The sequence below is a fragment of the Mesorhizobium sp. WSM4833 genome (assembly GCF_055811095.1).
In genome coordinates, this window is the sequence record NZ_JBVVQG010000015.1 from 16,341 (window position 1) to 42,688 (window position 26,348).

The 26,348-nt window shown below is 61.9% G+C and carries 21 protein-coding genes; 8 read left to right on the plus strand and 13 right to left on the minus strand.

The window, feature by feature from the left end; all coding sequences use genetic code 11:
• Positions 1-3 precede the first annotated feature (3 nt).
• The 7 genes from glgA to AC0L2D_RS25435 form a co-directional block, all read right to left on the minus strand.
• Complete coding sequence (gene glgA, locus AC0L2D_RS25405) at positions 4-1,449, minus strand: glycogen synthase GlgA (protein ID WP_127370875.1); 1,446 nt, start codon at positions 1,447-1,449, stop codon at positions 4-6.
• A gap of 3 nt (positions 1,450-1,452) precedes the next feature.
• Entirely contained in the window at positions 1,453-2,718 is a 1,266-nt protein-coding gene (glgC, locus tag AC0L2D_RS25410) for a glucose-1-phosphate adenylyltransferase (protein WP_473542919.1), read from the minus strand.
• A gap of 52 nt (positions 2,719-2,770) precedes the next feature.
• Positions 2,771-4,984, minus strand: coding sequence for a 1,4-alpha-glucan branching protein GlgB (gene glgB, locus AC0L2D_RS25415; RefSeq protein ID WP_127370874.1), 2,214 nt, complete (start codon positions 4,982-4,984; stop codon positions 2,771-2,773).
• A gap of 108 nt (positions 4,985-5,092) precedes the next feature.
• Positions 5,093-7,561: a glycogen/starch/alpha-glucan phosphorylase gene (locus tag AC0L2D_RS25420; RefSeq protein ID WP_024503694.1), complete on the minus strand. Its 2,469-nt coding sequence runs from the start codon at positions 7,559-7,561 to the stop codon at positions 5,093-5,095.
• A 231-nt stretch (positions 7,562-7,792) separates the two neighbouring features.
• Positions 7,793-8,602, minus strand: a complete 810-nt coding sequence (locus AC0L2D_RS25425) for an ATP-binding cassette domain-containing protein (protein ID WP_473542921.1) — start codon at positions 8,600-8,602, stop codon at positions 7,793-7,795.
• A complete protein-coding gene (locus AC0L2D_RS25430) occupies positions 8,578-9,639 on the minus strand; it encodes an ABC transporter permease (RefSeq protein WP_013532703.1) in 1,062 nt (353 codons plus the stop codon). Before AC0L2D_RS25430 ends, AC0L2D_RS25425 begins: the two co-directional genes overlap by 25 nt.
• Positions 9,640-9,798: 159 nt before the next feature.
• Entirely contained in the window at positions 9,799-10,776 is a 978-nt protein-coding gene (locus AC0L2D_RS25435; RefSeq protein ID WP_395316708.1) for a sugar ABC transporter substrate-binding protein, read from the minus strand.
• A gap of 267 nt (positions 10,777-11,043) precedes the next feature.
• On the opposite strand from AC0L2D_RS25435, the gene AC0L2D_RS25440 reads away from it, so the two are divergent.
• The 4 genes from AC0L2D_RS25440 to AC0L2D_RS25455 all read left to right on the plus strand — a co-directional run bounded on the left by AC0L2D_RS25440 (position 11,044) and on the right by AC0L2D_RS25455 (position 15,026).
• Positions 11,044-12,270 (plus strand): ROK family transcriptional regulator, encoded by a 1,227-nt coding sequence (locus tag AC0L2D_RS25440; RefSeq protein ID WP_024503692.1) that lies wholly within the window; start codon positions 11,044-11,046, stop codon positions 12,268-12,270.
• Complete coding sequence (locus tag AC0L2D_RS25445) at positions 12,270-12,716, plus strand: RbsD/FucU family protein (RefSeq protein WP_027164094.1); 447 nt, start codon at positions 12,270-12,272, stop codon at positions 12,714-12,716. Before AC0L2D_RS25440 ends, AC0L2D_RS25445 begins: the two co-directional genes overlap by 1 nt.
• Complete coding sequence (locus AC0L2D_RS25450; protein ID WP_064995169.1) at positions 12,713-13,636, plus strand: carbohydrate kinase family protein; 924 nt, start codon at positions 12,713-12,715, stop codon at positions 13,634-13,636. Before AC0L2D_RS25445 ends, AC0L2D_RS25450 begins: the two co-directional genes overlap by 4 nt.
• A 247-nt stretch (positions 13,637-13,883) precedes the next feature.
• Positions 13,884-15,026, plus strand: a complete 1,143-nt coding sequence (locus AC0L2D_RS25455; RefSeq protein ID WP_064995168.1) for a DegT/DnrJ/EryC1/StrS family aminotransferase — start codon at positions 13,884-13,886, stop codon at positions 15,024-15,026.
• A gap of 14 nt (positions 15,027-15,040) precedes the next feature.
• Here AC0L2D_RS25455 and cysQ read toward each other — a convergent pair whose 3' ends face one another.
• Genes cysQ through cysD form a run of 3 tightly spaced genes read right to left on the minus strand, consistent with a single transcriptional unit; the run spans position 15,041 to position 18,688 of the window.
• Positions 15,041-15,832, minus strand: coding sequence for a 3'(2'),5'-bisphosphate nucleotidase CysQ (gene cysQ / locus AC0L2D_RS25460; protein ID WP_024503689.1), 792 nt, complete (start codon positions 15,830-15,832; stop codon positions 15,041-15,043).
• 10 nt (positions 15,833-15,842) lie between these two features.
• Positions 15,843-17,780, minus strand: coding sequence for a sulfate adenylyltransferase subunit CysN (gene cysN / locus AC0L2D_RS25465; RefSeq protein WP_024503688.1), 1,938 nt, complete (start codon positions 17,778-17,780; stop codon positions 15,843-15,845).
• Positions 17,781-17,782: 2 nt separating this feature from the next.
• Complete coding sequence (cysD, locus tag AC0L2D_RS25470; protein ID WP_013532711.1) at positions 17,783-18,688, minus strand: sulfate adenylyltransferase subunit CysD; 906 nt, start codon at positions 18,686-18,688, stop codon at positions 17,783-17,785.
• Here cysD and AC0L2D_RS25475 point away from each other — a divergent pair.
• From AC0L2D_RS25475 to AC0L2D_RS25485, 3 genes are read left to right on the plus strand one after another with little or no spacing between them, the layout of a single operon-like run.
• The gene (locus AC0L2D_RS25475; protein WP_127224166.1) at positions 18,687-19,175 is read left to right on the plus strand and encodes a hypothetical protein; all 489 of its coding nucleotides are present in this window, start codon (positions 18,687-18,689) and stop codon (positions 19,173-19,175) included. The two genes, cysD and AC0L2D_RS25475, sit on opposite strands and share 2 nt — an antisense overlap.
• A complete protein-coding gene (locus AC0L2D_RS25480) occupies positions 19,172-20,470 on the plus strand; it encodes an O-antigen ligase family protein (protein ID WP_473542926.1) in 1,299 nt (432 codons plus the stop codon). Before AC0L2D_RS25475 ends, AC0L2D_RS25480 begins: the two co-directional genes overlap by 4 nt.
• On the plus strand, positions 20,467-21,402 hold the full coding sequence (locus AC0L2D_RS25485) for an NAD-dependent epimerase/dehydratase family protein (RefSeq protein WP_473542928.1): 936 nt from the start codon (positions 20,467-20,469) through the stop codon (positions 21,400-21,402). Before AC0L2D_RS25480 ends, AC0L2D_RS25485 begins: the two co-directional genes overlap by 4 nt.
• Before the next feature lie 62 nt (positions 21,403-21,464).
• Here the strand turns inward: AC0L2D_RS25485 and AC0L2D_RS25490 are convergent, their stop codons facing one another.
• The 3 genes from AC0L2D_RS25490 to AC0L2D_RS25500 form a co-directional block, all read right to left on the minus strand.
• On the minus strand, positions 21,465-22,004 hold the full coding sequence (locus AC0L2D_RS25490; protein ID WP_473542930.1) for a sugar transferase: 540 nt from the start codon (positions 22,002-22,004) through the stop codon (positions 21,465-21,467).
• A 122-nt stretch (positions 22,005-22,126) separates the two neighbouring features.
• Entirely contained in the window at positions 22,127-23,062 is a 936-nt protein-coding gene (locus tag AC0L2D_RS25495; RefSeq protein WP_473542932.1) for a glycosyltransferase family 2 protein, read from the minus strand.
• 93 nt (positions 23,063-23,155) lie between these two features.
• Positions 23,156-25,141 (minus strand): SDR family NAD(P)-dependent oxidoreductase, encoded by a 1,986-nt coding sequence (locus AC0L2D_RS25500; protein WP_473542934.1) that lies wholly within the window; start codon positions 25,139-25,141, stop codon positions 23,156-23,158.
• Positions 25,142-25,552: 411 nt separating this feature from the next.
• Here AC0L2D_RS25500 and AC0L2D_RS25505 point away from each other — a divergent pair, with 411 nt between their 5' ends.
• A complete protein-coding gene (locus AC0L2D_RS25505; protein ID WP_473542936.1) occupies positions 25,553-26,344 on the plus strand; it encodes an ABC transporter permease in 792 nt (263 codons plus the stop codon).
• The last annotated feature ends 4 nt before the right edge of the window (positions 26,345-26,348 follow it).

Sequence of the window (26,348 nt, forward strand, 5' to 3'; positions counted from 1 at the left end):
GCTTCAGGCAACCCTTTTCGAAAGCAGCGAACGATAGAGTTCGACATATTTTTCGGCGCTCTTGTCCCACGACACATCGGCTTTCATGCCCTGGCGCTGCAGCGATTCCCAGACCGTCGGACTGGCATGGGCGTCGACGAGGCGGCGGATAGCGTGCAGGAGGGCGCCGCCATTGTTGGGCGCGAACTGGAAGCCGGTAGCGACGCCGGCAGAGACGGCAGCCTCATTGGCGTCGATGACCGTGTCGGCGAGGCCGCCGGTGCGCGCGACCACCGGCACGCAGCCATAGCGCAGGCCGTAAAGCTGCGTCAGCCCGCACGGTTCGAAGCGCGAGGGAATGACGATGGCGTCGCAGCCGCCCTGCATGATGTGCGACAGCCCCTCGTCGTAGCCGACGACGACGCCGATGCGGCCGCGATGCCGGGCGGCAGCGGCAAGCAGCGCGCCTTCGAGACCGGCATCGCCCGATCCCAGGATGGCGAGCCGCGCACCCGTCGCGACAATGCCGTCGACCACCAGCGCCAATATGTCCATGCCCTTTTGCCAGGTCAGGCGGCTGACCACGCAGACGATCGGGCTGTCATCGCGCTCAAGGCTGAAGCGGTCCTCCACGGCAATCCTGTTGGGCGCGCGGGCCTTCAGCGTGCTGGCCGTGTAGTTGGACACGAGATGCTTGTCGGTTTCCGGATCCCAGATGCCGGTGTCGATGCCGTTGACGATGCCATGGAGATCGCTGGAGCGCATGTTGATGAGGCCGTCGAGGCCCATGCCGAATTCGGGCGAGCGGATTTCCTGCGCGTAGGTCGGACTGACCGTGGTGATCGCCCAGGCGGCCTGCAGGCCCGCCTTGAGGAAGCCGACACCACCATAATATTCGACGCCGTCGAGCGCCATCGCCGCCGCCGGCAAGCCAAGCTCGCCGAAAATGCCGGCGCCGAACTGGCCCTGGAAGGCGAGGTTGTGGACGGTCATCATCGAAGGCACGCCGACCGCCTTGCCATAGCGCATATAGGCCAGCGTCATCGCCGACTGCCAGTCATGGGCGTGCACGATGTCGGGCTGGTAGCCCGAGATGGCGCCGCCGGCGATGTCGCCGCCGACCTGGCTCAGTGCCGCGAAACGCCGCCAATTGTCTGGCCAGTCGACGCCAGTCGCATTGCCATAGGGGCCGCCGGGACGGTCGAACAGATGCGGCGCATCGAGCACGAACAGTTCGAGCCCGGCGAGTTGGACGGAATGGACGGAGGCCTTGCCGCCCTGCAGCAAGGGGTATTGCAGAACCGCCCGCTTTTTCTTGAAGGCAGCCATGACGGTCGGAAAGCCGGGCATGAGCGTGCGCACGGTCACGCCCTTGGCCGCCAAGGCAATGGGCAGCGCGCCGGTCACGTCCGCAAGCCCACCGGTCTTGATGAGCGGGAAAATTTCCGGCGTGACCGACAGAACCTGCATGCGTCAGAGCCCCAGCTTGTCGATCATGTCCTGGGTGACCAGGCAGATGCCCTTTTCGGAAACGCGGAAGCGCTTGGCGTCGAGAATAGGATCTTCGCCGACCACCAGCCCTTCCGGTATCCTAACACCATGGTCGATGACCACGCGCTTCAACTTTGCGTTCCGGCCGACATGAACGTCGGGCAGCATGACGACTTCTTCGAGCGTCGAATAGGAATTGATGCGCGCGCCGGTGAAGATCAGGCTTTTTTTCAGCGAAGCCCCCGAGACGATGCAATCGCCCGAAACCAGCGAAGACACAGCCGAACCGCGGCGGCCATCCTCGTCATGCACGAACTTTGCCGGCGGCTTCAATTCGGCATAGGTCCAGATCGGCCAGTCGCGGTCGTAGAGGTCGAGCTCCGGCGTGATATCGGTCAGGTCGATATTGGCTTCCCAATAGGCGTCGACCGTTCCGACATCGCGCCAGTAGGCCTCGTTCTCGGCGGTCGAACGGACGCAGGACTTGGCGAAGCGGTGCGCGATCGCCTTACCGTGCTGGACGATATAGGGGATGATGTCCTTGCCGAAGTCGCGGCTCGAGCCCGGCTCGGCCGCATCGCGGCGCAACTGCTCCATCAGAAACTTGGTCTTGAAGACGTAAATGCCCATCGAGGCCAAGGCAAACTCCGGCTTATCGGGAATGCCGGGCGGATCGGCGGGCTTTTCGACGAAGGCGATGATGTTGTCCTTGCCATCGACATGCATGACGCCGAAGCCGGTGGCTTCCATGCGCGGCACTTCGAGGCAGCCAACGGTGACGTCGGCATTGGCGTCGACGTGCTGGCGAAGCATCATCTCGTAGTCCATCTTGTAGATGTGGTCGCCAGCCAGGATGACCATGTATTCGGGCCCGTAGGCCTCGATGATGTCGATGTTCTGATAGACGGCGTCAGCCGTGCCCTCATACCACTGCGTTTCCGAGACGCGCTGGCTGGCCGGCAGGATGTCGAAGCTTTCGTTTCGCTCGGGGCGCAGGAAGTTCCAGCCGCGCTGCAGATGACGGATCAGCGAATGCGCCTTGTACTGGGTGGCAACGCCGAGGCGTCGAATGCCGGAGTTAAGCGCGTTGGAGAGCGCGAAGTCGATGATGCGCGTCTTGCCGCCGAAATAGACGGCCGGCTTGGCACGCCGGTCGGTCAGTTCCTTGAGGCGGCTGCCACGGCCGCCGGCCAATACATAGGCCATGGCATCGCGCGCCAGCGGCTGGGTCCCTTTCAAGTCTGCCATTTCTACCCTCCCAAGTTACTCGATCTCGACATCTTACTCAGTGTCGATGGGTTCAGTCGGCGACGAGCTCGAGCATGATCGTGGACAGCGGCGGCAAGAGCATCGTCGCGGCGATGCTTCCTTCCTCCGCCCGCGCCTCGACCATGCCACCATTGCCCTTACCGGAACCGCCATATTCAGAAGCATCGGTGTTGATGATCTCGCGCCATTTGCCTGATGTCGGCAACGGCACGCGATAATTATCGCGCGGCACCGGCGTGAAATTGGAAATGACGGCCACCGGGCTGCCGCCCGGCGCACTGCGCAGCCAGGCAAAAACCGAATTCTGGCTGTCGTCGACGATCAGCCAGGAAAACCCTTCCGGTTCGCAGTCGCGGCCATGCAGCGCCGGGCGCGAACGGTAGAGATAGTTGAGATCGCGCACCGTCTGCCAGACGCCGCGATGCGGCCGGAATTCAAGCAGGTTCCAGTCGAGCGCGCGCGCCTCGCTCCATTCGCGGCGCTGCCCGAACTCCTGCCCCATGAAAAGCAGCTTCTTGCCGGGATAGCCCCACATGAAAGCGTAGTAGGCACGCAGCGTCGCAAACTTCTGCCAGTCGTCGCCGGCCATCTTGCCAAGCAACGTGCCTTTGCCGTGTACAACCTCGTCATGCGAGAGCGGCAGCACGAAATTCTCCGAGAAGGCGTAGGTCAGGCCGAAGGTGAGGTCGTTGTGGTGGTGCTTTCGGAAGATCGGCTCCTTGGAGAAATACTCCAGCGTGTCGTGCATGAAGCCCATATTCCACTTGAAGCCGAAGCCGAGGCCGCCTTCATGCACCGGTGCCGAGACCTTCGGCCATGAGGTCGATTCCTCGGCTATGGTCATGACGCCCGGATGATGGCCGTAGACCTCCTTGTTCATCTTCTGCAGGAAGCTGACCGCCTCGAGATTCTCGCGGCCGCCCTTCTCGTTGGGGATCCATTCGCCGGCTTTGCGCGAATAGTCGAGGTAGAGCATCGAGGCGACCGCGTCGACGCGCAAACCGTCGACATGGTATTTCTCGGCCCAGAACAGCGCATTGTTGACCAGGAACGACACCACCTCGCGGCGGCCGAAATTGTAGATCGCGGTGTTCCAGTCGGGATGAAAACCCTTGCGCGGATCGGCATGTTCATAGAGCGCGGTGCCATCGAAATTGGCCAGGCCATGCGCGTCGACCGGGAAATGTGCCGGCACCCAGTCGAGGATGACGCCGACGCCGGCGCGGTGGGCGCCATCGACGAAACGGGCAAAGCCGTCCGGGTCGCCAAAGCGGGCCGACGGCGCGTAAAGGCCGGTCGTCTGGTAGCCCCAGGACGGGTCGTAGGGATGTTCAGAGATCGGCATGAATTCGATGTGGGTGAAACCGGTCTCAACCACATAGGGGATCAGCCGGTCGGCCAACTCGTCCCATGACAGGAACGTTCCGTCGTCGCGGAGCTGCCAGGAGCCGGCATGGACCTCGTAGATCGAGATGGCTTCTCGCCGGTGATCGGCATTGCGCCAGAAATTGCGATGCGCCTCGTCGCCCCACTCGTGCGCCGGCGGCACCGCCACGACCGAAGCAGTAGCCGGACGCAGTTCGGATTTGAAGGCGAACGGGTCGGCCTTCAGCGGCAGCCTCACACCATCGGGGCCGATGATCTCGTATTTGTAGGGTCGTCCGGCACCGATGTCGGGTACGAACAGTTCCCAGATACCGGTGTCGCGGCGGTCTCGCATGGTGTGCCGGCGGCCGTCCCACTCGTTGAAGTCGCCGACCACAGAGACGCGCCGCGCATTGGGAGCCCAGACGGCGAAATGCACTCCGGTGGCGCCTTCGTGATCGATGACATGGGCGCCGAGCTTGTCGAACAGCCTGAGATGCGAGCCTTGGGCGATGTAGTAATCGTCCATCGGGCCCAGCACCGGACCGAACGAATAGGGATCGGTCAGCCACCAGTCGCCGCCGGCGTTCCTGGCATGATAGCGCAGGGGTTGCCGCTTCTTGATCGAGAGCTTGCCTTCGAAAAAGCCGCCATCGTCGCGCCTGGACAATTCACCCGCGATGGTGCCGGTCAGCGTGTAGGCGGTGACGAATTCGGCATTCGGAACAAAGCACCGGGCATACAGGCTCTTGCCGACCTCATGGACACCAAGGACGGCGAAGGGATCTCCGTGCGTGCCGGCAACAATCGCCGCGACATCGCCGGCTGGCGCCAGTCCATCCGGCCCGCTTGTCGCAGCGGTCGCGCGCGGCTTCTTCATCAGGCAGTGTCCCTCCCCGGGCACCAAGTGTTTGTTTCTAGTGATGTGAATCCAACATTCAAATTCACATCACCGGGACCACATTGTTTGCGGCCTCATGCAATCACATCAGACAGGCACGTTCCAGATTTCTTTCGCATATTGGCGGATCGTGCGATCGGAGGAGAACCAGCCGACACGCGCAACGTTGCGGATTGCCCGGGCGTACCAGTCGGGACTGTTGCGCCAGACCGCATCGACCTCGCGCTGGGCGGCGGCATAGGCATCGAAATCGGCGGCAACCATGAACCAGTCGCTGTTGTAGAGACCGTTGATGAGATCGCGGTAACGCTCCGGATCGTCCGGCGAGAAGACGCCTGACGAAACAGCCGCAACCGCTTGCGCCAGCTCAGGCGAGCCTTCGATGACGGCGCGCGGATCGTAGCCGTTGTTGCGCCGCTCGGCGACCTCGGCGGTGGTCAGGCCGAAGATGAAGATGTTGTCGTCGCCGACGCATTCCTTGATCTCGACATTGGCGCCGTCGAGCGTGCCGATGGTCAGCGCACCGTTCAGCGCGAACTTCATGTTGCCGGTGCCCGACGCTTCCATGCCGGCGGTCGAGATCTGTTCGGACAGATCGGCGGCCGGCATCATGATCTCGGCAAGGCTGACATTGTAGTTCGGCACGAACACCACCTTCAGGAGACCGCGCACGGCCGGATCGCGGTTGATGACCTTGGCGACATCGTTGGCGAGTTTGATGATCAGCTTGGCATTGTGGTAGCTGGGCGCCGCCTTGCCGCCGAAGAATTTCACGCGCGGCATCCAGTCGCGCTCGGGATGCGAGCGGATCTGGTCGTAGAGGGCGATCGCCTCGAGGATATTCAGAAGCTGGCGCTTGTATTCATGGATACGCTTGATCTGGATGTCGAAAAGCGCCGAGGGATCGACCTTGATGCCGAGCCGGTCGGCGACGAGGTTGGCCAGCCGCGCCTTGTTGGCTCGCTTGACGGCGGCGAACTTGTCGCGAAAGGCGGCATCGCCGGCGAAACCGTCGAGATCCTTGATGGCGTCGATGTCATCGAGAAAGCGGTCGCCGATCGCCTCGCGGGCAAGCGACGTCAGCCCGGGATTACACTGGATCAGCCAGCGCCGCGGCGTGATGCCGTTGGTCTTGTTGTTGATGCGATCGGGATAGAGCTTGTGCAGATCGGCGAACACCGTCTCCTTCATCAGGTCGGTGTGAAGCGCCGAAACGCCGTTGATCGAGTGCGAACCGACAAAGGCCAGATTGCCCATGCGCACCCGGCGGTCGCCATTTTCCTGGATCAGCGAGATGCGGCCGATCTGCTCGTCCGAGAACTGGTTGGACGCACGCGCCTCCAGAAGCACTTCGGCGTTGATGGCATAGACGATCTGCATGTGGCGCGGCAAAAGCCGCTCGAACAGCGGCACCGGCCAGCTTTCCAGCGCCTCGGGCAGCAGCGTGTGGTTGGTGTAGCCGAAGGTGCGCTGGGTGATGTCCCAGGCCTGATCGAAGTCCATGCCGTGGACGTCCATCAACAGGCGCATCAACTCCGGCACAGCGATGGCCGGATGGGTGTCGTTCAGGTGGATCGCAGCCTTGTCGGGCAAGGACTTCAGGTCGCCATATTGGCTGAGATGGCGCTGGACGATGTCCTGCAGCGATGCGGTGGAGAAGAAATATTCCTGCCGAAGCCGCAGTTCCTGCCCGGCCTTGTGGGAATCGGCGGGATAGAGCACGCGAGACAAGGCATCGGCCTTGTTGCTTTCGGCGAGCGCGCCGATGTGGTCGCCGGCATTGAACTTGTCGAGCAGGATCGGATCGACCGGCATGCCCGACCAGAGCCGCAGCGTGTTGACGCGGTTGGCCCGCCAGCCGACGACGGGCGTATCATAGGCGACGGCCAGCACATGCTCGGTCGGCTTCCAGACATGGCGTTCGAGGCGGCCGTCCTTGGAGGTGATCGATTCCACCGAACCGCCGAAACCGACCTCGAACGAGCGCTCACGGCGTTCGAATTCCCACGGGTTGCCGTGATCGAGCCAGGTTTCAGGCAATTCGACCTGCCAGCCGTCGTGAATCTCCTGGCGGAACATGCCGTTGGCATAGCGGATGCCGTAGCCATGCGCGGGAATGTCGACGGTCGCCATGCTTTCCATGAAGCAGGCCGCAAGCCGCCCGAGGCCGCCATTGCCAAGTGCGGCATCCGGCTCGAGTGCGGCGATGAGATCGAGATCGACGCCCAGGGACGACAGGGCCTCGCGCATGTTGTCCATCAGGCCGAGATTGGAGAAGGCATCGCGCATCAGGCGGCCGATGAGGAACTCCAGAGACAGATAATAGACGCGTTTTTCCTTCTGATCGTACGCCTCCTTCGTCGCCTGCATCCAGCGATCGACGATCCGGTCGCGCACGACCTTGATCGAGGCGGTCAGCCAGTCGTACTGGGTCGCAACGGTGGTATCCTTGCCGACCCGGTATTTGAGGGCCACCAAGACTTCACGTGCGAGTGTCTTGGGATCAGGATTTTCGAGCAGTGGAGGAAGGGGTTCGGATGTCATCGCGCTCGTCATGATGCCTCTCGTGCGGTTGCCATGATCATACCGGCTTTCATCGCTCCTCCCAGCCCATGCTAGCTGATACCGCTATATATTCAATCGATTTAAACAAGCCCGAACCGGCACGCCCCCTGCGGCAATTTGGCAATTCGCAAGTGTGACGCGCCAAGACGGTCGCGCGACGCGCTCAAATTCCTGTTCCGTGGTTGCCGTGCCGCCAACCCTCCAGCACTTGGGCGACATGTATCAGGCCGCCAGCGCTGCCTCGGGCGGAACCTTTGCTCCGGTCATGAAGGCCACGGCATCGGACATCGTATATTGCTTGGGATCGATGACGCAGAGGCGACGGCCGAGCCGGTGGATGTGAATGCGGTCGGCCACTTCGAACACATGCGGCATGTTGTGCGAGATCAGCACGATCGGCAGGCCGCGCTTCTTGACGTCGAGGATCAACTCGAGCACGCGGCGGCTTTCCTTGACGCCAAGGGCGGCCGTCGGCTCGTCCATGATCACCACACGACTGCCGAAGGCGGCCGCGCGCGCCACCGCAACGCCCTGCCTCTGGCCCCCCGAGAGCGTTTCCACAGCCTGGCTGATGTTCTGGATGGTCATCAGGCCAAGCTCGGTAAGCTTGTCGCGGGCGCGCTTTTCCATCGCCGGACGGTCGAGCATACGCAGCCAATCGCCCAGAAAACCCGATTTGCGGATCTCGCGGCCAAGGAACATGTTATCGGCGATCGAGAGCGCCGGCGACAGTGCCAGATTCTGGTAGACGGTCTCGATGCCGGCTTCGCGTGCCTCCATCGGCGATTTAAAGGCGACGGGTTTGCCTTCAAGCCGGATCTCGCCTTCGTCGGGCACGGCCGCGCCGGAAATCGCCTTGATGAGCGACGACTTGCCGGCGCCGTTGTCGCCGATGACGGCGAGGATTTCGCCGGGATAAAGGTCGAAGTCGGCATTGTCGAGGGCGGTGACACGGCCATAGCGCTTGATCAGGCCACGCGCGGTGAGGATGGGTTCCTGGGTCATGGTCATGCCGACACCTTTCTGATCCATTGGTCGACTGCCACGGCGCCGATGATCAGCACACCGGTGAGCAGCACCTTCCATTGCGGATCGGCGCCCAGCATGTTCAGGCCCATGGAAACGACGCCGACGATCATCGCGCCGAACAGCGTGCCCAGGATGGAGCCGCGTCCGCCGAAGAGGGAAATACCGCCGATCACCGTCGCGGTGATGGCCTGCAGATTGTAGTCGGTGACGGCAGCCGACGGCGAGATCGAGCCGTTGCGGCCAATGGAGACCCAGGCCGCGAAAGCGGCGATCAGGCCGGCCAAGGTGTAGACCGTCATCAACACCTTCTTGGTCTGGATGCCCGACAGCTTCGCCGCCTCCTGGTCATCGCCAACGGCGTAGACATGGCGGCCCCACGCCGTGTGATTGAGCACGTACCAGAGGATCATCACGAGCAGGACCGTGGCAATGACGCCGAGCGTCAGCACCGCAGTGCCGACCTTGAAGCTGATGGCAAAGAGATGCAGCAGCGGCGCCTGGGTATCGACGTCGGTGTCGCGGATCGTCTCGTTGGCCGAATAGATGAAGTTCGTGGCCATGACGATGTTCCAGGTGCCAAGCGTCACGATGAAGGGTGGTAGCTTCATGTAGGCGACAAGCACCCCGTTGAGCAGCCCGCAGGCGGCGCCGGCGGCAAGCCCGATCGCCACTGCGAGCGCGCTCGGCATGCCGTAGGAGACCGCGCAATTGCCCATGATCACCGCTGAAATCACCATGATCACACCAATCGACAGGTCGATGCCTGCGGTCAGGATGACCAATGTCTGCGCAGCCCCCAGAATGCCGATGATGGCGATCTGCTGCAGGATAAGCGTCAGCGTGTAGGACGAAAAGAAACGCCCACCGATGGTGATGCCGAAGACGATGATCGCCAGAACCAGGACGATCAGCGGCACCGCGGCCGGCGTCGAATGCAAGAAATGCTGGATACGCTTGACGGCCGATTTGTGCTCGTCAAAAGCAGCGACGCTGGTGTCGCTGCTCGAGAGAACCTTCTCGAATTCCTGAGCTTGAGCCATGTTTTCTCCCCGTAGGCTTCAGCCAAACGCCGACGCCAGTCCACGCCTTTCCGGTCTGCTGCCGGGATTGTTCGCGGTCACGCGAGCCATCGTCCACCCGAAGCGACCGGGGATCAAGCCCCGACCGCTCAGGTTCCTTGGATGCCGGTCAGAACGGCATCAGCCCCAGCACTTGGCGAGGCCTTCCTTGGTGTCGATGGACTTGACGCCGGTGGCCGGCTTGTCGGTCACCAGGTTGACGCCGGTGTCGAAGAAGTTCTTGCCTTCGGTCGGCTTCGGCTTGGTTCCGTCCTTGGCAAAGGCGGCGATCGCCTCGATGCCGAGTGCAGCCATCTGCAGCGGGTATTGCTGCGAAGTGGCGCCGATGACACCTTCGGCCACCGACTTCACGCCGGGGCAGCCGCCGTCGACGGAAACGATCAGCACCTGGCTTTCGAGGCCGACAGCCTTGAGCGCCTGGTAGGCGCCGACAGCGGCCGGCTCGTTGATGGTGTGGATGACGTTGATGGTGTTGTCCTTCTGCAGGAGGTTCTCCATCGCCTTGCGGCCGCCCTCTTCGTTGCCGTTGGTGACGTCATGGCCGACGATGCGCGGATCGGTCTCGTCGCCGATCTTGTTGGGATCCTTCACGTCGATGCCGTAGCCCATCATGAAGCCTTGGTCGCGCAGCACGTCGACAGTCGGCTGCGAAGGTGTCAGGTCAAGGAAACCGATCTTGGCGTCCTTGGCCTTGTCGCCGAGCGTGGCGGCGGCCCAGGCCCCGATCAGCTTGCCTGCCTCGAGATTGTCCGTCGCGAAGGTCGCATCGGCGGCGTCGATCGGATCGAGCGGCGTGTCGAGCGCGATCACCAGCAGGCCGGCATCACGCGCCTTCTTCACGGTCGGCACGATGCCCTTGGTGTCGGATGCGGTGATCAGGATTCCCTTGGCGCCATCGGCGATGCAGCTTTCGATCGCCGCGACCTGGCTCTCGCTGTCGCCGTCGATCTTGCCGGCATAGGTCTTGAGGTCGACGCCGAGTTCCTTGGCCTTCGCGGTCGCGCCTTCCTTCATCTTGACGAAGAAGGGATTGGTGTCGGTCTTGGTGATCAGGCAGGCGCCGACACCGGCCGCGGATGCGGACGAGGCAAACGCCATCAGCCCCAGAGCCGCGGCGGCAAACACGGTCGATTTCAACAATTTTGTATTGGTCACGATTTTCCTCCCAGTGGAACCATTCCGATGCCGGCCAACCGGCACCTGCAGCGCATCCAACGAAATTCTCCCAGCGTGGACGCTGCCTTAACAGACACCAGGCCGAAGCCTGTGTCAATAATTAAATCACTCTTATTTATTATTGACAGCATTGCTTCGTTCACCCATTCTGGCCCAAAAGCATTGAGGGGAAACGACGGGAGGAACAGGGTGGAAACGGCCATTGCGAGGCACGGTTCGCCCGAGGTGAATGACAGTCTCATTCACCGCGGCACCAACCAGAGCGGCATGCGCGACCACAATGAGCGGTTGGTGCTGTCGCTGGTGCGTCAACACGGCAGCCTGGCAAAATCCGACATCGCCCGCATGACCGGACTTTCGGCGCAGACGGTTTCCGTCATCATGCGCGAGCTGGAGGAAGAAAGCCTCCTGCTGCGTCAGGCGCCGTTGCGCGGCAAGATCGGCCAGCCTTCCATCCCGATGGCGCTCAATCCCGAAGGCGCTTTCTTCATCGGCCTGAAGATCGGCCGCCGCAGCGCTGAACTGGTGTTGATCGATTTCCTTGGCAATGTCCGTTCGATGCTGCAGCATTCCTATCGCTACCCGGCGCCGCGCGAGACGGTGGACTTCGTCAGCAACGGCATGCGGCAGATGCGCGGCGAGCTCACGCCCGCGCAAGACAAGCGCATCGCCGGGCTGGGCATCGCCATGCCGTTCGAATTGTGGAACTGGGCCGATACCGCCGGCGCCCCGCGCGACGTGATGGACGAATGGCGTCACCGCGACATCAGGGCAGACATCCAGGCGCAATGCGATTTTCCGGTCTATTTGCAGAACGACGCCACGTCGGCCTGCGGCGCCGAACTCGTCTTCGGGCAGGCGGGCGCTGCGCGTGACTTCGTCTATTTCTATATCGGCGCCTTCGCCGGTGGCGGCATTGTGCTGAACGGCCGGCTTTTCGGCGGCCCGACCGGCAATGCCGGAGCGCTCGGCTCCATGCCCGTGCCCGGGCCGGACGGCAAGCCGACCCAACTGATCGATGTCGCTTCCATCGCCATGCTCGAAAAGGCGCTCAATGCGCGCGGCATCGAGGCCTCGCATCTGTGGACCTCGCCGGAAGACTGGGGCGAGATCGGACCCGAACTCGACGGCTGGATCGCCAGCGCCTCAAGGGCGCTCGCTTACGCCATCGTCGCCGCATCCTCGATCATCGATTTCGAAGCGGCGGTGATCGACGGCTGGATGCCGAAGGCGGTGCGCCGCCAGCTGGTCGACGCCATCATTGCGGCAATCGCCACGATCGACGGCGAAGGCTTGAAGCTGCCCGCCATTCGCGAGGGAACCGTCGGTATCCATGCCCGGGCGCTCGGCGGCGCCAGCCTGCCACTTTCCGAACGCTTCCTGATCGGCTCGACGACGATTTCCAGGAGCGCCTGATGCTGATCGGAATCCCGGCGCTGCTCGGTCCGGAGCTTCTGGCGATCCTGCGCGGCATGGGCCATGGCGACGAAATCGCCCTTGTCGACGGAAACTATCCGGCGGAACAGCAGGCAACCCGACTGGTACGCGCCGATGGCCACCCTCTTATCCCGGTACTCGACGCGATATTGAGTGTCCTGCCTGTCGATGACGCCGTGCCGGAGGCGCTGTTTCGCGCCTCGGTCCGAGGCGATCCCTCGCTTGCCGATCCTGTCCATCATGAGATCGAAGCGATCTGCGCCAAACGGGTACCAGGCCGCAAGGTGGTTGCGCTGGCCGGCGCCGACTTCTATGCACGAGTCAAATCGGCGCATGCCATCGTCGCGACAAGCGAGCCGCGGCTCTACGCCAACATCATCATACGCAAGGGCGTGATCTATCCGCCGGAGACCAAGAAGCCATGATTCTCTGCTGCGGCGAAGCCCTGATCGACATGCTGCCGCGCACGACGACAGCGGGCGAGCCGGCCTTTGCGCCTTATGTCGGCGGCGCCGTGTTCAACACGGCAATCGCACTTGGCCGGCTCGGCGCGCCGGCCGGCTTCTTTTCCGGCCTGTCGTCGGATCTGTTCGGTGGCCAATTCCGGGATGCGCTTGGGGCGAGCAAGGTCAGTTCCACCTATGCACACACCTCGCCACGGCCAACCACGCTGGCCTTCGTCAAGCTCACCAACGGCCAGGCGACGTACACTTTCTATGACGAGAACACCGCCGGACGCATGCTGACGATCGACGATTTGCCGCAGCTCGGCAACGAGATCGAAGCCATGCTGTTCGGCGCCATCAGCCTGATTTCCGAGCCCGCCGGCAGTGCCTATGAAGAGTTCATGCGGCGCGAGCATGAAAGCCGCGTCATGATGCTCGACCCCAACATCCGGCCGAACTTCATCCCGGACAAGGCCAAGCACCTCAAGCGCATTCGCACCATGATGGCGATGGCCGACATCGTGAAACTGTCGGACGAAGACCTGAACTGGTTCGGCGAAGCCGGCTCGCATGAGGATGTCATCCGCAATTGGCTGGACCGCGGCCCGAAGCTGATCGTCGTCACCCATGGCGGCGAAGGCGCGGTCGGCTATACCAGGGAACATGCGGTTGCCGTCGTGCCCGAAAGGGTCGAGGTGGTCGACACGGTCGGCGCCGGCGACACGTTCAACGCCGGCATCCTCGCCTCGCTGCACGAGCAAGGCCTGCTGACGAAAGCGGCGATTTCCGGACTGTCGGAAGACGCCATCCATAAGGCGCTGGCGCTCGGCGCGAAGGCGGCGGCAGTGACCGTGTCGCGGGCCGGCGCCAATCCACCCTGGCGACATGAAATCGCCTGAGCAACGCTCAACATAAGTTGAGCCCAATCGATCACTTTATGTTTCGCAGGGGCTCTTTCCAAGGCTATAAGGGCGGGATGGCGCCCGACGAAGCCCGGATTTCCGGCATCTGACTGACATTCGCCGGGAAAACTGGTAACGGACTGCGACACTTCCGCAATTTAGGGCTCCGCCTGCCCGGCTTTCTCGGCAAGCGCAACTCTGGTACCAGCGGCCGATTATCTGGCTAACCCATTTTGAGGCCGACATGCAGTTCATCGATCTTGGCGCGCAACGCGAACGAATCCGCGACCGGCTGAAGGCCGCGATCGACCGTGTCGTCGACGAGGGCCGCTATATTCTTGGCCCGCAAGTCACCGAATTCGAGAACAAGCTTGCCGCCTATATCGGTACCAAGCATGTCGTGGCCTGCGCCAACGGCACCGACGCGCTGCTGTTGCCGCTGTTTGCAGCCGGCGTCGGCCCGGGTGACGCGGTGTTCGTGCCGAGCTTCACGTTCGCCGCCACCGCCGAAGTGGTGGCGCTGGCCAAGGCCGAGCCGGTGTTCGTCGATGTCGACCCGCACAGCTACAACATCGACATTGCCAGCCTCGAAGCGGCCATTGCCATGATCAAGAAGGAAGGAAGGCTGAAGCCGAAGGCAATCATTCCCGTCGATCTGTTTGGCCTTGCCGCCGATTACGAGGCGATCATGGCGATCGCCAACCGCGAAGGCCTGATGGTGATCGAGGATGCCGCCCAGTCGATGGGCGGTTCGCTCGACGGCAAGATGTGCGGCTCCTTCGGTGCGGTCGGCTCGACCAGCTTCTATCCGGCAAAACCGCTTGGCTGCTACGGCGACGGCGGCGCGATGTTCACCAATGACGATGCGCTGGCCGAACAGCTTCGCTCGTTCGCCTTTCATGGCAAGGGCGAGACGCAGTACGACAATGTCCGCGTCGGAATCAATTCGCGGCTCGACACGATACAGGCGGCGATCCTCATCGAGAAGCTGGCCATTCTCGAAGACGAGATGGTCGCCCGGCAGGTCGTGGCACAGCGCTATGCCGATGGGCTTGGCGACGTCGTTACCGCCGCCCGCAATCTGGACGGCAGCCGTTCGGCCTGGGCGCAATACGCCATCGAGACGCCGAAGCGCGACGGGCTGAGGGCGCATCTCGGCGAAAAGGGCATTCCGTCTGTCATCTACTATGTGAAGCCGCTGCATGCCCAGGTCGCTTATCGCGATTATCCGCGCACGCCGACCGGCCTTGCCGTTTCGGAAGACCTGCCGAAGCGGATCCTGTGCCTGCCGATGCACCCTTATCTCAGCGAAGCCGACCAGGACCGCATCATCGAGACGATCCGCAACTATATAGGCTCGAATTCGGCGCAGGCAGCGGCCGAGTAAGCTACCGGGCCTTCTCAGGCGGGGCTGACCCCTGCCCCGCCGCTGGCAATGAAATGCGGATTGGCGAAATCCTCGTCGTCGCTTTGCCGGCGCTTCCCATAGACCAGAGGCTGGCCATCGAGCGTGCGCGTCATGCCACCGGCGGCGCGCAGGATGGCGTCGCCTGCCGCCGTGTCCCATTCCATGGTGCGGCCGAAGCGCGGATAGACATCAGCCTCGGCACTGGCGAGAAGGCAGAATTTCAAGGAGGAACCGACCGAGACGATTTCGGCGGCACCAAGGTCGCGAATATAGGCCTCGGTTTCCGGCGTGTTGTGGGAACGGCTGGCGACGACGGCCAGAGGCGCCACGGCCGTTCTCACCGAGATCGGCCGGCGGCCGACGATCTGGTAGCCGCCATCGATTTCGAGAGATTCCGCCCTTCCCGGCAGGCCGGAAAAGAAGCGGCCCGTGCAGGGCGCAAAGACGACGCCGACCTCCGGCACGCCATCGCGAACCAGCGCTATGTTGACGGTGAAATCGGTGCGGCGGTTGACGAATTCCTTGGTGCCGTCGAGCGGATCGATCAGGAAGAAAGCCCCATTTAGGTCGGGCGGCACGATGCCGGCGGAAGCTTCTTCCTCGGCCACGCAGGGGATATCGGGAAATGCGGCACGCAGTCCGGCGAGAATGATCTTTTCGCTCTCGCGGTCCGCCTCGGTCACCGGCGAGGCGTCGGACTTGCGGTCAACCGCACAGCCGGCGTGGAACACGCGCATCACCTCGCGCCCGGCCGACAAGGCCAGGCGCTCGAAGATTTCAAGCATCAGCCTGTCGTCAGATGCCGCCGCCGCTATCGTATTGGTCTTCGGCAATGTCGCGCTCGTTCAGCCAGTGTTCCAGGGCGTCGACCATCTCTTCGGCCGATTTGCCGAGTGTCTGCAGATGGATCTCCGGGGTTTCCGGCGCTTCATAAGGGGAATCGACGCCGGTGAAATTCTTGATCTCGCCATTCAGCGCGCGCGCATAGAGGCCCTTCGGATCACGCCGGGCGCATTCCTCGAAGGGCGTATCGACGAACACCTCGACGAATTCTCCGTCGGCCATCAATTCACGTGCCATGCGCCGTTCGGCGCTGAACGGCGAAATGAACGAAACAATGACGATCAACCCGGCATCGGCCATCAAACGCGCCACCTCGGCGACGCGGCGGATGTTCTCGACGCGATCGGCATCGGTAAAGCCAAGATCGCGATTGAGACCGTGACGGACGTTGTCGCCGTCGAGGATATAAGTATGACGGCCGGTGGCGAACAGCTTCTTTTCGAACAGGTTGGCGATGGTCGACTTGCCGGATCCCGACAGCCCGGTGAACCAGAACACGGCGGGCCGCTGGTTCTTCATGTCGGCGCGCACGCGCTTGCCGACATCGAGCGACTGCCAATGGATGTTTTCGGCACGACGCAGCGAGTGCAGGATCATGCCGGCGCCGACCGTGGCGTTGGAGATGCGGTCGATCAGGATGAAGGCGCCGGTTGTGCGGTTTTCGGCGAAGGGATCAAAGGCGATCGGCGTCCGCGTCGAGATGTTGCAGATGCCGACTTCGTTCATTTCGAGCGACTTGGCCGCTTCATGGGCAAAGTCGTTGACGTTGATCCGGTATTTCAGATCGGTGACGGTGGCGCTGGTCTGGTCGGTCTCGGTGCGCAGGATGTAGGAGCGGCCCGGCAGCAGCGCATGCTCGTCGAACCAGACGATGTTGGCGGCGAACTGGTCGGCGACCTGCGGCCGTGCGGCAGGCGAAACCAGCATGTTGCCGCGCGAGATTTCGACTTCGTCGTCGAGGACGAGCGTGACGGCCTGTCCGGCAGCCGCCTGGGCGAGATCGCCGCCATACGAGACGATCCGCTTGACGCGCGAGGATTTGCCCGACTTGGCGACAACGACCTCGTCGCCGGGCGCAACCGAGCCGGAAGCGACCGTGCCGGCAAAGCCGCGAAAGTCGAGATTGGGACGATTGACATACTGGACCGGGAAACGGAACGGCAGTTCGACCATCGCTTGGTCGACCGACACGGTTTCGAGATGCTCGATCAGCGTTGGGCCGGAATACCATTCCATGCTTTCCGACCGACGGCTGACATTATCGCCATAACGGGCCGACATCGGGATCGGCACAATGGTCTGGAAGCCGAGATCGCGCGAGAATTGCCCGTAGTCTTCGACGATCCGGTCGAAAACCGTCTGATCGAAATCGACAAGATCGATCTTGTTGACGGCCAGCACGACGTGGCGGATGCCGAGCAGCGAGGCGATGATCGAATGTCGCCTTGTCTGGCGAAGCACACCCTGCCGGGCATCGATCAGCACGATCGCCAGGTCGGCGGTCGAGGCGCCGGTGGCCATGTTGCGGGTGTATTGCTCGTGACCAGGTGTGTCGGCGACGATGAATTTGCGCTTCGGCGTGGCAAAGAAACGGTAGGCGACGTCGATGGTGATGCCTTGCTCACGCTCGGCCTCGAGGCCGTCGACCAGCAGTGCGAAATCGATGTCGTCGCCCGTCGTGCCATGCTTGCGCGAATCGCGTTCGAGCGCGGCGAGCTGGTCCTCGAAAATCTGCTTGGTGTCGGACAGCAGGCGCCCGATCAGCGTCGACTTGCCGTCATCGACCGAGCCGCAGGTCAGGAAGCGCAGCAGCGACTTCTTCTCCTGCGCCGCCAGATAGTCGCGAACGCCGTCGGTGGGGGCGAGGCTCTTTGCCATGATGTGGCGCATGGTCAAAAGTACCCCTCGCGCTTCTTCTTTTCCATCGAGCCGGCTTCATCGCGGTCGATCAGGCGCCCCTGCCGTTCGGATGTCCGTGCCGTCAGCATTTCGCCGACGATGGCTTCCAGCGTGTCGGCCTCCGATTCGATGGCGCCAGTCAGCGGATAGCAGCCAAGCGTGCGGAACCGCACGAGCCGGTTCTCCACTGTCTCGTCGGGGCGGAGTTTCATGCGCTCGTCGTCCCGCAGGATCAGCATGCCGTCGCGTTCCACCACCGGCCGTTCCTTGGCGAAATAGAGCGGCACGATCGGGATACTTTCCTGCAGGATGTACTGCCAGATATCCAGCTCGGTCCAGTTCGACAGCGGAAAGACGCGGATCGATTCACCCGATGCGATGCGGGTGTTGAATATCTTCCACATTTCGGGGCGCTGGTTCTTCGGATCCCACACATGCTGGGCATTGCGGAAGGAAAAGATGCGCTCCTTGGCGCGCGATTTCTCCTCGTCGCGACGTGCGCCGCCAAAGGCCGCGTCGAAGCCGTATTTGTCGAGCGCCTGGCGCAGCGCCACGGTCTTCATGACATGGGTGTGGGTGTTCGAACCATGGTCGAACGGATTGATGTTGTCGCGCACGCCGTCTTCGTTGACATGAACCAGGAGATCGAAGCCGAGTTTCTGCGCCATCTGATCGCGAAAGGCGATCATCTCGCGGAACTTCCACGTCGTGTCGACGTGAAGAAAGGGAAATGGCGGCTTGGCGGGATAAAACGCCTTCATCGCCAGATGCATCAACACGGATGAATCCTTGCCGACCGAATAGAGCATGACCGGCTTGGCAAAGGCGGCCGCAACCTCGCGGAATATATGGATGGACTCGGCCTCAAGCCGCTGAAGATGCGTAAGCGCTGTTGTCATGGACCGTGGGCGTTCTTTCGTATTTCCAACAGAAGACCTGCCTCAAATCATCGAGCTTTTGCGCCCGGTTCGAGCCTTGTTTCTGGACAATCTTCCTCGTGCCGGCGTTCTAGCAGATCGCCGTTGTCAAGAACAATGCAAGACTGGCCCGGCCGCACATGGTTCGAGAATGAATTTTCCACAGATACCATCAAACCCGGAAATTCCTGCCCGCAAGCTCAACAACCGAGAAAACGCGGGGAAAATATTGCTTGAATGGCCGGCTACGGCTTTCAAGCGACTTCCCTTGGCCGACCGTCGCCTGCCGCCGATTTTCGGTGGCAATCCACCAGATACACTATCGAAAACGGGGGGCGGCCGCTATACCAGCTTCGGCAGCGGGCAAGCGCGTTATGAGGCCTGGGCAATTTCGAGGCGAGCGCATTCAACTTCGCTAAACAAGATCCGCCGCATGACACTTGCCGAAAACAGCGAGCCCGAAAATTGAGCCGGCTTTCATCCCTCACACAGCAATTCTCGCCTTCGCGGATCAACAACTACTTCTCCATCCTTTGCTTCTTTTTTCCACCGGTTCTGGGGTCGGTGGTCAGCTTTGTGTTCAATGGCGGAGGCCTTTCGTCCGCCCTGCTGATTGCTTTAGGGAAAAGGCGCTTCAACGCCGACCGGCCCATGATCTGGATGACGGTCGCGATCTATGCCTACTGCGCCGCCAATCTCCTGGCGTCCATCGTCAACAACTCGTTTGTGCGGGATGCGCCGCATCTTATCCCGCTCGTCACCTTCCTGTTTTTTCCCGTGTCCTATTCGACCTGGAGCAACACGCAGAAAACCACGCTTGCCCGCATCGTCGTGCTTTCCAGCATGGCCGCCTGCTTTGTCGCGCTGCTCATGGCCGTCATCCAGCAATATTGGATTGGCGTCAGGGCGGAGGGGGGAGCCGGAAATCCGATCGTCTTCGCAACCGTCGTCTGCCTTGCCGTGGTGACGTGTGTGGCTGGCGCCTTGTCCAGTATTGAGCAAGCCCGGACACCCCTCTTCTACGCGACACTGGCCGGGACGATCGCCGTCATCTATTCCGGCTCGCGTACCATCTGGCTGGCACTGCTGATCGCCGGCATAGCCGTCATGCTGATCAACAGGCACAGGCTCAGGGGCAGGAATGCCGCTCGCCTGCTGCTGTTGCTGGCGGCGGTCGGCGTCGTGATCGCCGCTTCCAGCTTCCAGGCGATATCCGGGCGGGTCGACTTTTTGCGCTCCGATTGGGGTGCGCTTGGAGCCAGCGGCAACTACGACACCTCGTTGGGAATACGTGTTGCGCTTTGGGAGATCGGCCTCAAAGCATTCCATGACATGCCACTGTTCGGGCACGGTGTGGGTGCAACCCAGCTTCTGATCAAACAGGGCTTTCATGAGCAGTTCGCGATGGACACAGGCTTCAACCATTTCCACAACGGCTTCCTGACCGCCTTGGTGCAAGCAGGAATTCTGGGCGCCGTGACGCTGGCAGCGATCTTTATCGTTGCCGCTGGAAATGCCGCCCGGGTCTTGCGAAACAGCAGCGATCCGAACGAGCGGTTCGGCGCCACCATGATTGTCGTCGTGGTGATCACCTATCTGACGGCCGGAATGACAGGCATCCTGGTCGGCCATGACATTCTGGACTCGGTGCTGATGGTCTTCCTGGTGAGCGGAACATATCTCGCCTCCGGACGCCATGTTCCTTTGCTGGACGAGCCGGCACTTGCACCAGTCACGCAAGACCTGTCTCGGGCAAGGCCATGAAGGTTCTGGTCACGGGCGCGACAGGTTTCATCGGGCGTCTTGTCGTGCGCCACTTACGCGAAGCCGGTGCCGAGCTTCGCCTCGCCTCCCGCCATCCCGAGAGGCTTGGTTCGGAGAACGAGACTGTGCCGATGCCCGGCTTCGATGCGCCGGCCGCCGCCTTCCTGGAACTGACCCGGCATATGACTGACGTCGTCCATTGCGCTGGCCTCAACAATGATCGGGGAAATGCAACCGAAGCCGATTACCAGGCGGCCAATGTGGAACTGAGCGCAAGGCTGGCGCATGCAGCGGCGGCCCAGATAAGCGGACGTTTCATTCATCTCTCCTCGATCCGGGCGGTGATCGGCGCGCACGTCAGCGCAACGATCGACGAGGACACGCTTCCTGCCCCACAATGCGCCTATGGACGCTCGAAGCGCGAAAGCGAGATCACGGTTTTGAACGCCTATGCGTCGCATGGCCGCTCCGACGCCGCCGTGTTGCGCCTGCCTCCGGTCTATGGAAGCGGCATGAGGGGAAATCTGGCAACGCTGATGCGCCTTGCCGATACGCCGCTGCCGCTGCCGACGGGTGCCTTGACCGGAATCCGTTCGCTGATGTCTTCCGAGGCCGCGGTGCAAGCAGTGTCGCACCTGCTCAGCCATTCCGGGCCGCTTCGCCCGATCTATGTCGGCGCCGATGTGCCGCCGGTCGCCCTCGACGCCGTCATCGCCGCCTTTCGCAGAGGTTTGGGGCGGCCTGTGCGCCTGATGGCGGTGCCGGCCGGGCTGATACGGCCGGTGGTGGCCGCACTCGGCAGGCGGGCGTTCTGGGACAGCCTGACCGCGACACAGATATGCGACCCCGCCCTGCTGGTATCGCAGGGGTGGACGCCCGAAGCCGGCACGCTTGAGCGGCTGGCCGAGCTGGCGCGGCTCAGCAGATCCTGACTTTCTTGCTTGACCATGATCTTTTCCAAAAACCGGTTTCCACTTTTGGGATCATGGTCTGCTCAGCTTCGGTAGAGCGTTCCAAACAGGATCCGAAGATCGAGCCAGAACGATGCGGTGCGGAGGTAGGCAGCATCCGTTTGCGCCAAGAGCTCCGGGTTAGACATGTCGATGCCCCTGATCTGGGCCAGGCCCGTTATGCCCGGCAGCGCCGCCAAAACCCCCAGCCGCCTGCGACACTCGATCAATTCCGTCTGGGTCGGCAGGCAGGGCCGCGGCCCGACCAGGCTCATTTCGCCCTTCAAGACGTTCCAGAATTGCGGCAGCTCATCCAGCTTGAACTTCCGCAAGACCTTTCCAACCGATGTCACGGAATCCGCCGGCGCCTCGTGCGAGGGTAGCGACGGCGTGCCTACATACATCGTGCGCAACTTGTGGCAGCGGAAAAGCCGACCGTCACGGCCGACCCGCACCTGCGAAAAAATAGCCGGGCCCGGTGACGATGCCCGAACGGCAAGGACGGTGAGCGCCAAGACAGGAGATGTCGCCACCAGCAGCAGAGCCGCACCGGCAATATCGAAGATTTGCTTGGCTGCCTTCATGAACGGCCGATAGTGCTCCCTGCCGAAGTCCCGAGGCAATGCCGCAGGCCAATGCCGTCAATCCGGTCGACGTAGCATGAGCCGATCTCTTGACCAAGCGCGCCACGCAGCCGTCGCAATGTTCAGATGCGCCCCAGGATGAAGGCGAGATAGAGCCCAATGTTTCCGGAAACGGTCTGCCGATAGACGCCGCTTTGGCGCAAGCCTGCCAAGCGGCGGGAAAGGCCACCGTTGCGCCCGCGGATGAAAAGGTCGAGGCACGCCATCGCGTCCTCGGTCAGGAGGTCGCGATTGACGGCGAGACCGTCGAGGTTGAGGTCCGTCCAGCCGGCGAATTCCCCCTTGAACAGGCGGCCAAGCCGAGAGAACCTTGCTTTCCAGGACACGTTGGCGCCGACCAGGTTTGCCGCGTGCTGCCGGTAGCGCACCAGCGGCCGCGGATCGTAGCGGACGATGCCGCCGGCGGCGGTCACGATGAGATAGGCCCACCAGTCGTGGCTGACGAACCCGGTTCGCATGCAGGCCCTGGCCAGCAGGTCGCGTGCCGCTGCGTTGAGCAGGATGGTGTTGCCGCCGGCGATGCTTTGCACAAGCGCGTTGCGAAAGGTTGGCGGCCGGGCAAACAAAGGCGAATGGCCGACAAGGCTTCCTGTTTCCGTCATGGTCGCGGTTCGCGAACAAAACATCAGCGGGATTTTCGCATCCTGGGTCCGCATCCAGTCGATAGCGCTCTCCAGCCTGTCGGGCTCCCAGATATCGTCCTGGTCGCAGAAGGCATAGCAGTCCGCCTCGATGCGTCGATCGACGATCATGGAGCGGAAATTGGCGGCGAAGCCTTGCCGCGGCCCCTCGACGAGCGTCATTCGACCCTTGGGCCGCCAGCGGGATTTCCATGCCTCGATGATGGCGGTCGTGCCATCGGTGGAGCCATCGTCTGAAATCCACAGGTCGACCAGAGGGTGCGACTGCTCGAGCAGGGACTGCAGCTGCTCCTCGATGAAGGCGGCGCCGTCTTTCGTGCCCATCAGGACCGCGATGCGCAGATCATCTTTGCTCACGAGCAAGATCGCTTTCTGATTCTGATTGGATCTACCTCTTTGATTTGGCGCAATTCCCAAAGGTAAGCGCCGTGCGCTTTTCCCGGAATTGTTCTAGGTCGCCTGCCCGGCCGTCTTCGGAATCGCGTCTTGACGTGCACTTGCCCTGGCCTTCTTGGCGCGGTCGAGACCTGCCAATGCGACGAGCGCGGCAGCCTTGTCCTGGTTTTTCGCCGACTGCTGCAGCGCCGTGAGCGCGACCTGGACATCCGACCATTCCACGACGTCCGTGCTGAGGCCGAAAATCTTCGAGATGCCGAGTTCGACAAGTTCCTCGTCTTCGCCATGCAGCGTTTCGTGGAGTTTTTCACCCGGCCTTATGCCGGTGAACCGGATCGCGACGTCCTTGTATGGGCTCTTTCCGGACAAGCGGATCATCGTTTCGGCCACTTCAAGGATCGGTACCGGCTTGCCCATGTCGAGCATATAGACGGCATAATCGTCTCCGCTCTGCCGCGACGCGGCATCGGCCGCCGACATGATGACGAGATCGACGGCTTCGGCCACGGTCATGAAATAGCGCGTCATGCGCCGGTCGGTGATGGTGACGGGCCCTCCGGCCTCGATCTGCGCCTGGAATATGGTCGCCACCGAACCATTGCTGCCGAAGACGTTGCCGAACCGCACTGCAATGAACTTGGTGGCCGGGCGACGCCCGCTTGTCTCGCCTGCCGGCGTGCCATGCAAGGCGCTGATGATCTGTTCGGCGGCCCGCTTCGTCATGCCGAGCACTGACGAGGGATCCACCGCTTTGTCGCTCGATATCAGGACAAATTGCGCAACCCCGCACTTGGCGGCGACCTCGGCACAGACGAGCGTTCCGAAGATATTGGTCTGGATGGCCGAATCCCAGTTTTCCTCGAGCAGCGGAACATGCTTGAGGGCCGCGGCATGAAAGATGATGTCCGGCCGGAATTCCGTGACGACACGCGTTATCTGGCGCCGGTCCGCGACATCGACGATGCGGACCTTGAGGCGGTCGTGGTCCTTCTCGTCAACATACTGGCTCAGCTGGAAAATGCCGAACTCGGAGTTGTCGGCGACCAGCACCGCCTCGGCTCCGAGTTCCAGCGACCGCCTGACCAGCGTCTGACCGATAGAACCGGCACCGCCGGTCACCAGAACGCGTTTGCCGCCGACAAAGGCGCCGATGCGCTGGATATCGGACGCGACCGTCGGCCGGCGCAGGATCGTTTCCATCTCGACGGTGTCGAGAACCAGCTTTCCGTGCTGTTCCAACTCCGAAAGGCCTGAGAACTGCACCACATTTATGTCGCCGTGCCGGGCAATGCGCACGAGTTCCGAATAGTCCTCGATTTCGTGCTCGGCGCCGCTACCGAAAATCAGCAAGTCCAGGCTCTTGGTGCCGGTCGCATAGTCTTCCAGGACATCGATCAGGCGCGGCATTGTCGCCACTACGGGAACACCTTGAATCCGCGTGCCCAACGGTGCGCCGCGCTCGGTGGCCATGATGCCTGCGATGGAATAGTCCGCCGGTTGCGCCGTGCGGGTGAAGCGAATGATCAGGTCGGCCTCGCCGAGCCGGCCGACGAACAGAGCGCGCTTGGCCTGCTGGTCGGTCTTGCGGCTCAGAATCCCCCAGCTCGCGCCGTCACGCAGGAAGCGGTAGAACAGCCGGGGTGCCGATATGATGGTGAAGGAGACGAGGAAGAAGACGATGAACTGACGCTCGTTGAGCCCCGCCACCGGCCGGTAAAAACGCAGCAGCAGCGACGCCATGTAAAGAGTGAACGTCAAAATCGCGCAGCTCTTCAGGATGTTGAAAAAGTCCGGCGTCGAGGCGAAGCGCCACACGGTGGTGTAAAGGCCACTGTAGCGGAACAGCAGATGGCTGATGACGACGATGCCCGCCCATGTCGCCAGACCCTCGTTGGAGAACGCTTCGAACGAAAGATTCGACCGCGAAAGAATAAGGCTGAGTGCCACGGCGACCAGGACCATGACCACGTCCTGGACCATGATGAAGGCGCGCCGCATCTGTGGCCTGAGCCCGAACACAGCTTCAAGGTGGGAATTCATTGGACGGCACTAGACTCCAGGCTCAAGGGCATCGACACCAGCGAAGTGCGAACACGAAGATACTTCGCGACCAATCCACCTTAAGTGCCATCCCCGGCCCCCGCCGTGGTGTATCGCATACTGCGGGGCGGAGGGCATAGCTAGAGGTTTTTTCGGGAAGAGGCATCCAGTGGAGAATATGGATCATGCTCGGGCGATTGCCGTAAACTCAACATTACCAAACGCTAATAGATAAGCCGCACAGCATCAGCATGCGTTCAGTTTTGCCGCAGTTGACTCTGCTCCCCACCGCGTTACGACGCAATGCGTTGCCATATGCCCACCGAAATGGCTATTAGAGACGGGCTTGGTGGTTCGCTATGGCCAGCGAAGAATAATGCGCCAGAATAACGGATTGCGATACTCCCAGCTATGATTGCGGCACTAAACGGCGCTTTTGACGACATCTCAAAGGCCATGAGATTACACCGGGTCTGGATCGCGCTTGCCCACGAGGACATAGGCGACCAGCACAGACGCACGACGCTCGGCCCGCTTTGGATGCTGGTCAATTATTTTGCCTTCGTCGGCACATTTGCCTTTGTTTTCGTCACAGAGGATGCAAGCAACCCAAGCTATATAGCCTATGTAGCCATTGGCATGCTGGTGTGGTTTTATCTTACCGAGACCATCACCATGAGTGTGTCGCTCTTCCAGCGCGAAGCGAGCTTCATTCAAGGCACGACGCTGCCGTTGTTCGTTTATGTGATGCGATTGACGATGCAATGCATCATCCGGGCCGGTTATTCGCTGGCGGGCTGCGTTCTTGTTCTGCTGCTGAGCGGTTATGGAATCAACACAAACTGGCTGCTGTCGTTGCTGGGATTGCTGCTCATCATCTTGGCAACTCCCGCATTTGTCGTGGTTTTTGCGTTCCTGGGCGCTTTCTTTCCCGACAGTGAGTTCATCGTCGGCAACCTGATGCGGGTGGGCATGTTCTTCACGCCGGTCTTTTGGGTCTATAGCGGGCAGGACGGCGTTCAAAAATACGCCTACCATTGGAACCCTTTCACCTATTTCCTGGAGGGCGTGCGTGAGCCGATCACGGCGGGCATATTTCCGGGACATGCCTTGGCCGTGACAGGTTACGTCTGCCTCGGCCTCTGGGCGCTTGCGTTGCTGCTGCTGGGCCTTTATCGCAAGCGCATCGTTTTCCTGATCTGAGTTC

Excerpts from the sequence above, each read along its gene's own strand:
- glgA (WP_127370875.1), bottom strand. The coding sequence starts at position 1,449 with ATGCAGGTTCTGTCGGTCACGCCGGAAATTTTCCCGCTCATCAAGACC.
- glgC (WP_473542919.1), bottom strand. The coding sequence starts at position 2,718 with ATGGCAGACTTGAAAGGGACCCAGCCGCTGGCGCGCGATGCCATGGCC.
- glgB (WP_127370874.1), bottom strand. The coding sequence starts at position 4,984 with ATGAAGAAGCCGCGCGCGACCGCTGCGACAAGCGGGCCGGATGGACTG.
- AC0L2D_RS25420 (WP_024503694.1), bottom strand. The coding sequence starts at position 7,561 with ATGACGAGCGCGATGACATCCGAACCCCTTCCTCCACTGCTCGAAAAT.
- AC0L2D_RS25425 (WP_473542921.1), bottom strand. The coding sequence starts at position 8,602 with ATGGATCAGAAAGGTGTCGGCATGACCATGACCCAGGAACCCATCCTC.
- AC0L2D_RS25430 (WP_013532703.1), bottom strand. The coding sequence starts at position 9,639 with ATGGCTCAAGCTCAGGAATTCGAGAAGGTTCTCTCGAGCAGCGACACC.
- AC0L2D_RS25435 (WP_395316708.1), bottom strand. The coding sequence starts at position 10,776 with ATGGCGTTTGCCTCGTCCGCATCCGCGGCCGGTGTCGGCGCCTGCCTG.
- AC0L2D_RS25445 (WP_027164094.1), top strand. The coding sequence starts at position 12,270 with ATGCTGATCGGAATCCCGGCGCTGCTCGGTCCGGAGCTTCTGGCGATC.
- AC0L2D_RS25450 (WP_064995169.1), top strand. The coding sequence starts at position 12,713 with ATGATTCTCTGCTGCGGCGAAGCCCTGATCGACATGCTGCCGCGCACG.
- AC0L2D_RS25455 (WP_064995168.1), top strand. The coding sequence starts at position 13,884 with ATGCAGTTCATCGATCTTGGCGCGCAACGCGAACGAATCCGCGACCGG.
- cysQ (WP_024503689.1), bottom strand. The coding sequence starts at position 15,832 with ATGCTTGAAATCTTCGAGCGCCTGGCCTTGTCGGCCGGGCGCGAGGTG.
- cysN (WP_024503688.1), bottom strand. The coding sequence starts at position 17,780 with ATGCGCCACATCATGGCAAAGAGCCTCGCCCCCACCGACGGCGTTCGC.
- AC0L2D_RS25475 (WP_127224166.1), top strand. The coding sequence starts at position 18,687 with ATGGACCGTGGGCGTTCTTTCGTATTTCCAACAGAAGACCTGCCTCAA.
- cysD (WP_013532711.1), bottom strand. The coding sequence starts at position 18,688 with ATGACAACAGCGCTTACGCATCTTCAGCGGCTTGAGGCCGAGTCCATC.
- AC0L2D_RS25485 (WP_473542928.1), top strand. The coding sequence starts at position 20,467 with ATGAAGGTTCTGGTCACGGGCGCGACAGGTTTCATCGGGCGTCTTGTC.
- AC0L2D_RS25490 (WP_473542930.1), bottom strand. The coding sequence starts at position 22,004 with ATGAAGGCAGCCAAGCAAATCTTCGATATTGCCGGTGCGGCTCTGCTG.
- AC0L2D_RS25500 (WP_473542934.1), bottom strand. The coding sequence starts at position 25,141 with ATGAATTCCCACCTTGAAGCTGTGTTCGGGCTCAGGCCACAGATGCGG.
- AC0L2D_RS25505 (WP_473542936.1), top strand. The coding sequence starts at position 25,553 with ATGATTGCGGCACTAAACGGCGCTTTTGACGACATCTCAAAGGCCATG.